Source organism: Brevundimonas sp. KH_058 (assembly GCF_057838505.1).
This window is the reverse complement of record NZ_CM174469.1, coordinates 2,980,106-2,993,011: the sequence shown is the minus strand read 5'-3', so window position 1 is coordinate 2,993,011 and position 12,906 is coordinate 2,980,106. Positions and strand designations below refer to the sequence as shown.

At 69.9% G+C, this 12,906-nt stretch carries 8 protein-coding genes and 1 pseudogene; all 9 read right to left on the bottom strand.

Features of this window, described 5'->3' with window-relative positions; genetic code table 11:
- Positions 1-101: 101 nt before the first annotated feature.
- Entirely contained in the window at positions 102-1,340 is a 1,239-nt protein-coding gene (locus tag AC3ISA_RS14820; RefSeq protein WP_489178479.1) for a DUF3363 domain-containing protein, read from the bottom strand.
- Between the two features lie 332 nt (positions 1,341-1,672).
- On the bottom strand, positions 1,673-2,608 hold the full coding sequence (locus AC3ISA_RS14815) for a DUF2493 domain-containing protein (protein WP_489178478.1): 936 nt from the start codon (positions 2,606-2,608) through the stop codon (positions 1,673-1,675).
- 464 nt (positions 2,609-3,072) lie between these two features.
- Positions 3,073-3,549, bottom strand: coding sequence for a GcrA family cell cycle regulator (locus tag AC3ISA_RS14810; RefSeq protein WP_489178477.1), 477 nt, complete (start codon positions 3,547-3,549; stop codon positions 3,073-3,075).
- A gap of 124 nt (positions 3,550-3,673) precedes the next feature.
- Positions 3,674-4,093 (bottom strand): single-stranded DNA-binding protein, encoded by a 420-nt coding sequence (locus AC3ISA_RS14805; protein WP_489178476.1) that lies wholly within the window; start codon positions 4,091-4,093, stop codon positions 3,674-3,676.
- A 34-nt stretch (positions 4,094-4,127) separates the two neighbouring features.
- Entirely contained in the window at positions 4,128-4,493 is a 366-nt protein-coding gene (locus tag AC3ISA_RS14800; protein ID WP_489178475.1) for a single-stranded DNA-binding protein, read from the bottom strand.
- 122 nt (positions 4,494-4,615) lie between these two features.
- On the bottom strand, positions 4,616-8,878 hold the full coding sequence (locus tag AC3ISA_RS14795) for a strawberry notch-like NTP hydrolase domain-containing protein (protein WP_489178474.1): 4,263 nt from the start codon (positions 8,876-8,878) through the stop codon (positions 4,616-4,618).
- A 157-nt stretch (positions 8,879-9,035) separates the two neighbouring features.
- Entirely contained in the window at positions 9,036-11,078 is a 2,043-nt protein-coding gene (locus AC3ISA_RS14790) for a ParB/RepB/Spo0J family partition protein (RefSeq protein WP_489178473.1), read from the bottom strand.
- Between the two features lie 51 nt (positions 11,079-11,129).
- Positions 11,130-11,366, bottom strand: a pseudogene (locus AC3ISA_RS14785) (toprim domain-containing protein); the annotation flags it as partial.
- 84 nt (positions 11,367-11,450) lie between these two features.
- Positions 11,451-12,890, bottom strand: coding sequence for an IS1182 family transposase (locus AC3ISA_RS14780; protein WP_489178472.1), 1,440 nt, complete (start codon positions 12,888-12,890; stop codon positions 11,451-11,453).
- Positions 12,891-12,906 lie beyond the last annotated feature (16 nt).

The following is a 12,906-nucleotide window of genomic DNA, read 5'->3' as shown; positions in this document are numbered from 1 at the left end:
GCCGAATAGTAAATTTCCGCCGCTGCTTCATCGCCCACGCTCCATCTCCGAAGAAAAGTTAGCGTGTTGCGTTCACCGGGTGAGCCCACCGTCAAAGGCGGTCACCGACCAAGTTCGCCGCCCCGCCCCGCCGTGATCCGAGCCAAGCCGCTAGGCATCGGCTCCAGCGCAACTCTGCTCCCCATCCTCACGGCCTCCCCCGCCCGTACCCGCGCATAGTGTTCGACCCCGCCCACGTCCCTCACCACCACGAAGGACGCCGTCCCCGCCTCGTCGTGAAACCCCGTCTTCACCACGACCCCTCGCACCCGCCGCGCCCCTAACGGCCGCACGTCCTTGCCCCCCTCGAGCCGCCGCTGGTTCAGCGTCCGGATGACATCCCTCCGCACCTGAAGCGTCCGGAGTTTCGTCTCCATCTCCCCGTCGAGCCGGTAGCGCCGCCCCGTCCGAACGGCGAGCCCAAGCCCCTCGAGATGGCGCAGCCGACCGCGCGTGAGCGCCGTCCAGGCGTCCGTCCCGCCGACGCCGTCATCGACCAGACTATCGGCGCCCATCGCCCCCAGCAGCCGGCGGTCGAAGGCTGTGAACCGATCCGCCGTGGTCTCGCGCCAGACCCGCTTCTCGGCGTCCACCCGCGACAGGTCGCCCAGCCGCTCCTGCGCGACCTCCTGGGCCCGCGCCCGGAAGCCGTAGCCCATGTAGTCGCGCGGAATGACCAGGTCGCGACCGTCGGCGCGCCGCCCGCGCACCAGGACATGGGCGTGCGGCTGGTCGGTGTCGTAATGGCAGGTCGCGATCCAGGTCAGTCCGGGTTCGCCGAGATCGGCCGACACCCGCCCCATGACCTCGCGCACATAGGCTTTCATGTCGTCGATCCGGTCCCCGTGCTCGGGCGAGACGATGAAGCGAAAATGGTGCCGGTCCCCGCTCCATGCCTTCGTGACGGCGGTCAGCTCCGACCCCTCCCCTTCGCGGTCGAAGAACTCCGGCCTCTCACCCTCGATCCCGGCGCCGGCTCGGCCCAGGTAGGCGACATGCGAGGCCAGGGCCGCCGCCCGGTCGGCGCCCTTGCCCATGTGGCGAGACACCATGGCCTTGACGATGACCCGCTGGCGGACATCCAGGCGAAAGGCGCGGCCCGACCGGTTCTGGGCCGCGCGGAGCACCCCCGTTCGATCTCCGAGGGCGAACATCCGGGAGCTGGCCAGACGCTTCATCATCCCGGTGCGGACGGGGTCGCGCTCGACCTTCAGGCGCAGGGGAAGCCGGATGTTGACGTCCTGCCGCGCATCGGCGCCGCCCGCCGACAACCGGGTCTCCATGGCCTCGCGAATGAGCATGACGATGGCTCCAATCCCGTCACCCGGACGCCGGCGGCCGACAACTCATTCCAAGTCATCTCGACCGAAAACGACGGCTCCCAAGAGGCTGAAAGTATAAGAGAAACGAGACCCGCCCGACACACCCTTTTATCTTGCCCTCCAGTCCTTTTCCCAGATTCCCGGACATCGCCGTCATACCCACGCGCATCAGATCAAGCCGCATCAACACCCGCCTGGTTCGCTCCGGCCGAAGACCGATCGCGCCATCATCGATCGCCGGACGCCCCCGGATGACAAACAAAAACCCGCCCGGCCGAAGCCGAGCGGGTCGTTGAGGAGCAGGGTGTCGATCAGGCCGCGCGCGCCTTGATGGGGACGTGCCGCAACCCGGATTCCATCGCCTTCTGTCCGAAGTTGAGCGCGGGTCCGAACGGCCGCTGGGCCTCCGCCCTCGCCCGATCCAGCGAGTGGACCAGGGTGAGGCAGCAGGCAGGCTCAAGCGCGATCAGCTCGTCGTTGGCCCGGAACGGGGCGGCCTTTCCGTGCGTGTCGAAATCCGCCCGGGCGAGGATGAGCTTCACCCCCTTCTGCTTCGACCATTTGATGGCCAGCTTCTCGGAGCCCTTCGCCCCGGTCGTCGCGAGCGCCATGTCCGGCCACTCCTGCAAGGCCCAGTTCAGGGCATCGAAGATCCGGCCCGCGTCGTCCAGGGTGTCGGCGGTCGGCGCCCCCCGAAAGGCGATCACCGGACCGCCCGGATCGGCGTCTCCCGCTCGCCGGCTGCGGATCGCCCGGATCGCCTGCTTGGCTTCCAGCTGCGCCGCCGTCAGATACGAACCGCGCCGGCTGCCGCGCCAGGCCGTCCAGACCTCGCCGGTCGCGACCGTCCAGGTTTCCGCGGCCGCATCCCGGATCAGCTCCGTCGCCTGGGTCGCGGTGTCCCCGGCCCGGGCCCTGGCCGTCGCCTCCTGCAGTTCGGTGTCGACCGCCTCCGATCCGTCGAAATCGCGGTCGAGGCGGCGCATCGTATCGCGCGCCCTGTCGGCGTCCCGTTCGATCCGTCCCGCCGCCGAGTGAAAGGCGCCGATCAGGGCTTCGCCGAGGATGGTCTGGAAGTCGTCGAGCGCGGTGTCGGAGATCACGTCCAGCAACTCGGTCATGAGGGCGCGCCCGAGCTGAACCAGGGCGTCCTCTGTCGGATGCGGACGCGGATCGCCGAGCGAGGCGGACAGGTCGTCGAAGGCGGAGTCGGATTTGGCGGAGAAGGGTGAGCTGAAGGTTTGCATCGGGTCATTCCGTTTCTGAAATGTCGAAGCGCCCCATGCGCAACGACCCCGGTTTTGGCCACAGCGGGGTCCCCGGCAGTCACCGGAGCGGCCCGCCTCTTGCGGGTCGCGCAGGGGAACGGCGCAGCCGTTGACTTCCGGGGTGCTGTGACAAAATCGGAGGGCGTTGTGTGGGGGCAAGTCCTCGCCCGCCTTCGGGCGAGGACACAACTCGGCGCCGTCGCGCCGATACGGACGAAAGGACATCACGACCGGTCGCCGGCGACGGTGCGCCGTCGCCCCCCTGGTATCCAACGCTCGCTCGAGGAAGGCCACGCCGCCGCCGACGGACCGAACGCCCCGGCTCGTCACGCTCCTCCGCGCCTCCGCGCCTCCCGGCGCGGGCGCCGGACACAGACCAACGGCGGCCTCGGATCGAGACCGCCGTGATGGCGCCGCACAGGGGGATTCAGAAACACGGCGTCTCAGACCAGACCCGCGAGCGCCATCAGACCGTCGGCGGTCTGGCGGAGGGGGCGGTATCCGATCTCGGCATGCGCGGCGCAGAAGGCCCCTCTCTCGACCCTCCGGCCGCACAGGGCGAAGCCGGGGTCGCCGGGATCGCCATAGGGCCAGCGGCAGTCTTGTCGACGCACCGACAGGATGGTCGCCGTTCCATGCGAAGGCGCATCCATCGCGCTTCGGCCCAACGGCTCCGGGCGGGGCGCAGGAACGGCCCTGGCGGGCGGGGACCGGCGCGCGGCCGGACCCGGAGCGGCACGTGCGCACCTGGAGGCGGGCGGGCGCCCGGCCGACAGACCCAGGCGATGGACCTTGCCCAACACCGCGCTTCGCGTGAGACCGTGATCCAGATCGCGCGCGATTTCGGCCGCGCTGCGCCCTTCGATCCAGAGAGTCTTGAGACGACCGACGCGGTCGTCCGTCCAGGCAGAGACGGTCATGGCGGCAACTCCAAAGCCAGCGAGCCCAATCGGCTCGCCCGCGTCCGCCCTCGCTTCGCTCTCCGACTCCCATGGAAACGGCCCGGCGCTCGCGCGCCGGGCCGCTCCGCCTATCGCCGCCAGATCAGAACGGGATGTCGTCGTTCAGATCGTCCCCGCTCGCCGGCTCCTGCACCTGCCGGTCGGCGGCGCCATCATCCGCCGACGGCCGGTCACGCCGGTTCTTCAGACGAATGTCGCCAACGATCAGACGCAGATCGTAGTGTTCGACCCCGTCCTTGCCGGTCCAGGTGTCGTTCTCGACATGGCCCTGGATCACGACCCGGCTGCCCTTGCGGGCGAAGGCCTCGATATATTTCTCGGCCGTCGCCTCGTTGAAGCAGATGCAGTTGAAGCCGGTGGTGCGCTCGCCCGGCGTGCCATCGGCGCGCCGGAAGCGGGTGGTCTCCAGCACCCGGAAGCTCGCGCGCTTCTTGCCCGAGCCCTGGGCCGAGAGGATGGACGGGTCGGCGGCCAGATAGCCTTCGAGGGTGAGGGTTTGCATGGTCAGTCTCCTGAGGATGAAATTCGGTTGAGGATCACGCGGCGACGCGATCGGTTTCGCGGGCGTCGACGGTGTCGGGGTCGCGGGCCTCGGCCCAGTCGAGGACGGTGAGCCTGTTCACCACCAGTTCCTTGGCGGTGCGTTCGGTCCCGTCCTTGGCGGCGTAGGCCGTGTCGATGAAGGCGCCGACGACGACGGCTTCGCAGCCTTGGGCAAGTCCGCGGGCGATGACCTTCTCGTTCAGCCCCTTCGACCAGCTGACGCAGTTGACCCCGACGAGCCGGTCCTTGCCGGCGCCATCGACGCCGCGCTTTTCGAGCAGCCGGAACACCGCCTTGGCGAAGTCCGGGCTGATCTGGGGGTCGGCCGCCAACCGGCCGGTGAACACCATGGTCTGCATGTCAGTCTCCTGTTGATCCGAAGCGCCGGGGAGCCGATCTCCCCGATGCCGCTTCACCCGGGACCTCCCTTCCTCCGTCCTCTCCTGCCCGGACGGGGCCTCCGCCCCGTCCGGCGCATGTCTCAGGCGGCCGCTCCGTCGAGGACGGTCTGGACGGGATGGCGGCGCAGCACCGCCTCCACCACCTCCGACCGGTCCGTCGGCGCGAACACCCGGGGCGTAAAGGCGATGATCTCGACGAAGCACCCGAGCGCGACCAGGGCGTCCCGGTCTGTCCGCCCGCCGACCACCTCGATCCGCCAGCGGTCCATGACCCGCGACCGCTTGAGCCACAGGCCGCCCTCCAGCGAGAGCTGGACGTTGCGATCCAGCAAGGTGGCGACGGTCCTTGCCCCGTCCGACCAGGCCTCGCCGACATCGGTCAGGCCGAGGCTGGCCTTGAGGCTTTGTGCCTGGACCTCGTCCAGCACACGCCCCAGCCAGCGCCGGCCGTCCGGCGCCCTGACCCGACGCACCGAACAGCCGCGCGCGGGCAGCCGGCCCCAGATCGGCAGCAGCAGACCGGTCGCGAGCGTGAGCTCGCGCGTCCGCCAGGGGTCGGTTCCCGCGACCTCCTCATCCCAGACGCGGCGCCATTCGTCGGTCGCCGCGGGCTTCCAGGCGGATTCCTCGAAGGTCCTCTCTGGCAGGGTCTGACGCCCATCCGGCCGGACCAGGCGAACGGCGGCGACCAGCCGGTCCTCGTCCGTGGCGGTGGTCAGGCCGAGCTCGGCGACCGCCGCCCGGCCGGATTTGGCGTTGACGATCAGCTGATGGGCGATGTCGGCGGCCCGGTCCAGCGCGTCATGCGAGAGCAGGATGTCGCGACGAACCCTGAGCGAGAAGGTCACCAGGGCGGTTTCAGCGCCCGTCGAGACATCGGTCCGGATGGTTTCCTGGTGCAGAACCGCCAGTTCCTCCGCCTCGATGTCTTCAAGTCCACGGTCCAGATCCCCCGACGCGGCGGCGCGCTCGAGGATGCCCGAGAGAATGCGGTCGAAGTCCTCGAACAACGCGTTCTGGTCGGCGATCCTCAGCGCCAGCAGGCGGTTGAGGAAGGTGTGGATCGGCGGCAGGTCGTCGGACGGCTTGAGCCCGCCGTCGGCGTCGAGCAGCTTGAGACCCGTCTTGGTCATGAAGGTCTCGAGCGTCATCGCAGCGAGTTCTCCGAAAGCCAGGGCCCCATAGAAGACCAGCAGGGCCCGGCGCGCCCATGGGCTTTCCAGATTGTCCTCGGCCCGGAAGAGGCCCGCCCCGGCCGTCCGGCGCTCGCCGCGCGTCAACGCGCCGAGCGTGTCCAGACGGCGGGCGATGGTCGAGGTGAAGCGCTTTTCGCCCTGGATGTCCGTCGTGACCGGCCGAAACAGCGGGGCCGAGGCCTGGTGGGTGCGGTGGCTGCGGCCCAGCCCCTGGATGGCGGCGTCGGCGCGCCAGCCCGGTTCGACCAGATAGTGGACCCGTCGCTGCTGGTTCGCCGCGGACAGGTCCGCGTGATAGCTGCGTCCGGTGCCTCCGGCGTCGGAGAAGATCAGCACCCGCTTGCGGCCGCTCATGAAGGCGTCGGTCTCGGCGCGCGCCGCCGAGGCGCCGCGTCGTTCCACAAGCCTGCGTCCGTCGCGCACGACCACCCGCCGGGACCGCCCGGTGATCTCGGCGACGGCGTCCGCGCCGAGGGCCTCCAGCAGGGCGTCGAGCACCCCCGGCACGGCGGGCAGGCAGGCCATCCGTTCGATCAGGCTCTCGCGCCGGGCCAGCGCCTCCTGGCTGACGGCCGGGCGACCGCCGTCCATGACCGGAACCAGGGTGACCTCGCCGCTCTCCCCCTCGACCGCCTCCATCAGGTGGATCGGGAATGCCTCGCGCAGATAGTCGAGGACGTATTCGCGCGGGGTCATATCGATCGAAAGGTTGTTCCATTCCTCCGGCGGGACGGACGCCAGCCGCCGCTCCATCACCGCCTCATTGGTCGAGACGATCTGGACCACGGCGGAGCGATCGTGACCCAGATCCTCCCGGATCGAGGCCACCAGGCTCGGCGCCTTGAGCCCCGCCAGAAGATGACCGAAGAAGCGCAGCTTGGCGCCCTCGAACGCGGAATGGGCCGCCGAGGCCGCCTGGCCGCTCTTGGCCTTGCCGGTCTCGTCGTTGACGCCGACGGCCTTCAAGGCCTCAGCGAGATTGGCGTGAATCAGCTGGAAGGCGTCGGCCCAGGCGTCCCAGATCGCGATGTCGTCGGACGTCAGGGGATGGACGAGCGGCTGGTATTCGACCCCTTCGAACGACAGGCTCCGCGCCACATAGAGGCCGAGCGCCTTGAGTTCGCGCGCCACCAGCTCCATCGCCGCCACCCCGCCCCGGTCCATGGCCTCCAGGAAATCCGCCCGCGACATGAAGGGGGCCTCCGGCCCGCCCCACAGACCCAGCCGGGCGGCATAGGCCAGGTTCTCGGCGGTGGTGGCGCCGGTCGCCGAGACATAGAGGACCCGCGCATCGGGCAGTCGGTTCTGCAACGCCAGACCGGCCATCCCCTGCAGCGACGCCTTCCTGGTCCCGCGCGCGCCCTTGCCGCCGCCCGCGGCGTTGGCCATCGCATGGGCCTCGTCGAAGGCGATGACGCCGTCGAAATCCGCGCCGAGCCAGGCGATGATCTGGTCCAGCCGCGACTGGCGGTCGCCCCGCGCCGGTTGGCGAAGCGTCGCATAGGTCGTGAACAGAATCCCCCGGTCGAGCCGGATGGCGTCGCCCTGTTTCCAGCTCGACAGCGGCACGATGTCATGAGCGCCGCCGCCAATCGCCGCCCAATCGCGCCGCGCGTCCTCCAGCAAAGCGTCGTTCCGTGACAGCCACAGCGCGCGCACCCGGCCCTGGCTCATGTTGTCGGCGATGACGGCGGCGATCTGGCGGCCTTTGCCGCAGCCGGTGCCGTCGCCGAGGAAGAAGCCGCGTCGCAGCTGGACGGCGTCCTCCTGGTCCTGGCGCGCGAGCACCATCTGGTGGGGCGCGTCGTCGAGCCGCCACCGTCCCGGCAGATGCGCGCCGTGGGCCTCGCCGGCGTAGATGACCATCTCGGTCTGGGCGTCCGAGATCCAGCCCTGGTCGCGCATCGCCGGCGGGAGGACCGGTCGATAGGTCGGCGCCGGCGGCGCCACCGAGGCCATGGGCCCGGACTCGACCAGAGGCGACGGATGCGGGCGGGGCTCGGGCAGAACGATCCGCGCCAGGGCGTGGGCCTGGTAAAGCCCGACATCGCGGCCCTCCCCCGTCCAGGCGCGAACCTCATAGGTCAGGGGGACGGCCCCTGCCAGAAAGGCCAGTCGGCCCGAGGGCAAGGCCAGGCCTCGCGCGCGTGGTCCCAGCAGGGCGTGTATCGTCACCGGCAGGCGCGGTCGCGGCCTGGCGCCGATCCGCGGCGAAATCGCCCCGGTCATCCGCGCCGCGCTCTGCAGGTCATCAGCGCTCTGGAGCGGCGCGGCGCCCGCGGGGCCTTCGGCGCGGTCGATCACCAGCAGACCGGTCTCAACGGAGGTCCCATGCTTGGCGAAACCGCCGGACGGCAAGGCGATGCGGCTCACGACGGCACCGACCTCGCAGAGGCGGCGAAGCAGCGCGGCGTCCGTCAGGGCATTCAGCGGGACGATCGCGGCCAACCGGCCATGGTCGGCCAAGGCCTTCAGGGCCGCCGTCAGGTGGGCGGCCAGATTCGAGAACGGCGGATTGCACACCGCCACGTCGAATTCGCCCGAGCCCGCGGACAGGTCATGGATATGGCGTCCGTCGTGGCGCGTCCGGTCCGTGCCCGCAAAGAGCCCGTCGAGGAGGTCGGCCCGACCGGTCGCGAGCTCGTTCAGGCTCAGCAACCCGCCGCAGGCCTCCGCGACCGCGGCCATGAGGCCCGTTCCGGCCGAGGGCTCCAGGACGCGGTCGCCGGGACGCACCTGGGCGGCCAGGACGGCGAGCGCGGCCAGATGCGGCGGCGTCGAGAACTGATCGAACGCGACCTGCGCCTCGCTGCGCCGAGAGTGGGTCAGCCCGAGCGCCGAGACGGCCGCCAGCAGGGCGGTGATCTCCGCCGGCGCATCTTCCAGACGGCCGACCTGGGGCGCCAGACGCCGGACCTGCAGGACCGTCGCCGCCTCTATCGCGTCATAGGCGTCGCGCCAGGCCCAGGCGCCCTCGGCGTCGGATCCGCCGAAGGCGGTCGTCATGATGGCGGCGACGAGTTTGCGGTCGAGCGGACGGGATCGCGCCAGATGCGCCGCCAGAGCCCGGGCGGCGGCGAGGATATTGGCGGCGGCGTCGCCCGCGGCCGGATCGGCGAACAAGGACAGGTTGGGGGTCGAGGACATGGCGAAGGTTCCGATGGCCTGGAGCGGAGGGCGCCTCCCTCTCGGTCCTGCAGGCTCGCCTCGCCCCGCCCTTTCCTTGCCCTTTTCCGCGCCAGAGATTCGCACGACTACGCCGCCCCGGCTGAGCCGGGGCGGCGTCCGTCAGGAAGACTGGCGGTCAGGCGGCGGCGGGATCGAGCGCGGCCTCACCAGCCGGGGTGACGGCGAACGCTCCAACCCCGTCATCGTCGAAGGCGGGGTCCTGCTCGTCGATGGCCCGGTCGTCAGCCTCGCCGGCGCCGTCCTGAGGCGAGCCCGCCCAGGACAGGCCGGCCGGTGCCCAGGTCCGCGACGCCGCCTGTTCGGCGACCCAGTCGACCAGTTCGGCCTTCTTCAGCGACTTGGCGCGGTCGTCCTCGGCCCCCATGGACTCGAGCATCCCCAGCAGCAGCGCCTTGGAATGGGGCTGAAGGAAGGGCGCGTCGGGCGTCCAGTGCAGGGTGATGTCCGCCGCGCAGAGCGCGGCCAGTTCAGCCGCTTCCGCGCGGGCGCTGCGCCGGATCAGGGTCGTGCGCTCCTCGCGGACGTCGAGGCTGATCGCGGTGAGTTCGGCCAGCAGACCCATCTTCTCGCCATGCGGCAGCACATGAACCCAGGCGATGACGGTCTCGCCCGAAGCCTGCCAGGTCGCGCGGCGATCGTCGAGCCGCTGGCGCACCTCTCCGTCCAGGGGCTCGATCACCCGCCCGCCGGCTGGATTGAAGCCGGTGGCGAGGAGGGACAGAGCCGAGTCCGAGCGTGCGACATGGGTGCGCAGGACCAGAACGGTGAAGAGCCTCGCGATCAGGGCGGTCAGGGCGGCGCCCGGGTCATCGGCCAGGGCGCGGATCAGACCCCGTGTCGCCACATCGGTGCGCACCGCGTGCAGAGCATGGTTGACGCCGTCGATCTCCGGCTCGGGAGTCGCCGCTTCGGGAGGGACATAAGCCGGCGACGCGGACGCCTGGTCCGGTGAATCGCTCTCGGTCGAACCGTCCTCCTCGATCTCGGGTTCCTCGGGCGTGTAGCAGCGAACGTCGACGCCCGTGCCGGCGGCGGGCCACATCACCATCGTCGTCACCACCCGCCCGCCGCAGCCCGTCTGGTCCGCCGTGACCCGGGCGCGGATCATGGCGACGATGGCGGCGTCCACGGCGTCAGGGTCGCCGGCCTCCGACAGAACCTGCCGGGCCGCCGCCGCCCGTTCGTTGAACACCTCCCGCTGGGCCCGGTAGCGGGCCATGTCTTCGGCCGGCAGCTGGCCGCCATAGACATAGCCCAGCGCTTCCAGGTCGTCGGGCAGGTCCGGCTCGGGCCCGGCCGTGACATGCACCGCGATCCCCTCGGCCTCGAACACGGCGGCGATGCCGCGCGCCCGTCGGGTCCACAGATCGGTCAGGATGTCCGGATCGAGCAACACCGGGGCCAACTCCCCGAACAGGTCCGCCTCGGTGCGCCCGCCGGCTTCGCCATAGCGGACCGGGTCCACCAGGGCGCATCGGCGATCCCGGGTGGTGACGCGCCCGTCGTCGAGCCGTTCCGTGATGCGCCAGTCCTGGAATCCGTGCCCGTCGAGCGCCGCCTCGGCGAGCTCGGCCTGCTCCGCCTTGTCCGGCAGGCGGGCCAGCAGCCTGGCCTGTTTGAGGGTGATGCGTCCGGCCTTCAGGGCCACGAGGGCGACCGGCGGCAGGCCGGCCAGGGCGGCCAGGCGTTTGACGTCGATCTCGGCGTAGCCGAGGGCCCGCGCGATTACGGACACCGTCAGCTTCGATTTCAGCATCCGGCCGATGGCGGCGATGATGTCGGCCACATGGACCGGCACGGCGGTGTTGGTCAGCAGGACGGCTGCGGCCTGGCGGGCGGGATCGGTCTCGACATAGACCGCGACGGGATAGTTCTCGTCGATTTCGCCCGCGTCCAGCAGCAAGCCCAGGGCCAGACGGCGGCGGCGGCCGTCCAGCGCCATCCAGGGCTCTTCTTTTCTGCCGCGGCCGGGGCGGACGGTGAGGCGCTGCAGCTGGCCGGCGGCCTTCATCGTGGCGGCCAGGGTCGGGATGTCGTCGTCCGGCGGCTCGTTGAATCGCAGATTCTCGCGGGCGATGCCGATGTCGCCGAGGCGGACGGTGCGTTCGTCTCGCGCGACGACGACCGCGGGCATGCTGACAGGAACAAGGTCGGTCATGGGGACTCTCCTGCCGGGCGTCGGGGCCCATCCCCGCCGTTCCGGCGCCCCTCAGGACCCTCGCTCCTCCCCTTTCGCCGCGCCTACGGCCACCTCGTTCCAGTCGCCGAACGGAGGGTCTGGAAATAGAATGCGGACCTCCAGAGCGTCGGGCGCGAGTCGTCGTCGAAGCCGCGCCGCGGCCCCCTCGCCCGCAGCCCCGCGGTCGGCGGCGATCAGCACGCGGCGCACCATCGACGGCGGCGTCCAGGCGGCGAGGTTGTTCGCCGCCATCAGGGCCCAACCGGGAAGCTGGAAACGATCGAGGCCGTGTAAAAACGCACGGAGCTGGCTCGGATCGTCTTAGGCATCGAGGCGAGCAGCGCCATCGTTTCAGGCCCTGATCGCCTCCATCATCTGCTTGGTTCCCAGTACCGCTATCACCCGCTTCATGTTGTAGGCCAGGATGTGGAGGCTGATCTCGGTCTTCACATTGGGTAGCCGCTTCATCAGGAAGTGGGTGTGGCCCATCCAGGCCTTGATCGTGCCGAATGGGTGTTCAACCAGGCTTCGGCGGGCCCGCATGGCGCGAGGCGTCAGGTCCATCCGCGTCTGGAGGGCATCGATCACCGCTTCATGCTCCCAGCGCGTCACCTTGCGCTCAACGCTGGGCGTGCATTGGGGTTTGAGCTGACAGCCGGTGCAGCTGGCCCGATCCCAATAGCGATGTAGCGTCATGCCCTTTTCGACGGTCGTCATGTGACGGGGCAGCAGGGAGCCGGTCGGGCAGCGATAGACGTCCTGCTCAGGCAGATAGACGAAGTCCTGCTTGCCGAAGCGGCCGTTAGCCTTGGCCCCTGATGTCAGCGGCTTGGGCACGAAGGGCGTCACGCCCAGAGCCTCGCAGGCCAGGATTTCCTCACCGGAGAAGTAGCCCCGGTCCGCCAGCACATCGAGCGCCTCGACGCCCATGGCCTCCTTGGCTTTCGCCGCCATCGCAGCAAGCTGCCCCCGGTCGCTGCCGGTCATGACCACGTCGTGGGCGACGATCAGATGATGCTCGCCTTCGACGGCGGACTGGACGTTGTAGCCGACGATGCCGCTGCCTCGGCCGGACGTCGCCATGGCGCGGGCGTCGGGATCAGTGAGGGAGACCTGGCTATCAGGCGCGGCCTCGACCTCGGCCTCCATGGTCTTCAGCATGGCCATCTGGGCGCGCAGCCGCTCGACCTTCTCCACCAACCGACCGGATCTGGCTTCGGCTCCCTCACCCTCGTGGCGATCCGCGGTGTCGAGGTCCTGAAGATAGCCGGCGATGTGCTCGGCGACCTGTTCGATCCGCCGCTTCACCTTGTAGGCGGTGAAGTTCTTGTCGCGGGTGTTCACCGCTTTGAACTTGCTGCCGTCGATGGCCACCAGGGCCGCCCCGAACAGCCCAAGCTCGCGGCACAGCACCACGAACTGGCTACACGCCGCCTGGATCGCCGGACCGTTCTCGCGGCGGAACTCGGCGATGGTCTTGTGATCCGGCGCCAACCTTCCCGTCAGCCACATCAGCTCGACATTGCGCTGCGCCTCTCGCTCCAAGCGGCGGCTGGACTGCACCTTGTTCAGGTAGCCGTAGACGTAGAGCTTCAACAGCGTGGCCGGATGATAAGCCGGTCGTCCCGTCGTCGCCGGCGTCATACCCTCGAAGCCCAGGCCCACCAGATCCAGTTCGTCGACGAAGACATCGACCACTCGGACCGGATTATCCTCGGCCACATAGTCATCCAGACATTCGGGAAGCAGCGTTGGCTGCCGGCGATCTGCACCCTGAACGAAGCGGCCCATAGCTACCTCCTGCTGA

Excerpts from the sequence above, each read along its gene's own strand:
- AC3ISA_RS14795 (WP_489178474.1), bottom strand. The coding sequence starts at position 8,878 with ATGTCCTCGACCCCCAACCTGTCCTTGTTCGCCGATCCGGCCGCGGGC.
- AC3ISA_RS14800 (WP_489178475.1), bottom strand. The coding sequence starts at position 4,493 with ATGCAGACCATGGTGTTCACCGGCCGGTTGGCGGCCGACCCCCAGATC.
- AC3ISA_RS14790 (WP_489178473.1), bottom strand. The coding sequence starts at position 11,078 with ATGACCGACCTTGTTCCTGTCAGCATGCCCGCGGTCGTCGTCGCGCGA.
- AC3ISA_RS14820 (WP_489178479.1), bottom strand. The coding sequence starts at position 1,340 with ATGCTCATTCGCGAGGCCATGGAGACCCGGTTGTCGGCGGGCGGCGCC.
- AC3ISA_RS14810 (WP_489178477.1), bottom strand. The coding sequence starts at position 3,549 with ATGACCGTCTCTGCCTGGACGGACGACCGCGTCGGTCGTCTCAAGACT.
- AC3ISA_RS14815 (WP_489178478.1), bottom strand. The coding sequence starts at position 2,608 with ATGCAAACCTTCAGCTCACCCTTCTCCGCCAAATCCGACTCCGCCTTC.
- AC3ISA_RS14780 (WP_489178472.1), bottom strand. The coding sequence starts at position 12,890 with ATGGGCCGCTTCGTTCAGGGTGCAGATCGCCGGCAGCCAACGCTGCTT.
- AC3ISA_RS14805 (WP_489178476.1), bottom strand. The coding sequence starts at position 4,093 with ATGCAAACCCTCACCCTCGAAGGCTATCTGGCCGCCGACCCGTCCATC.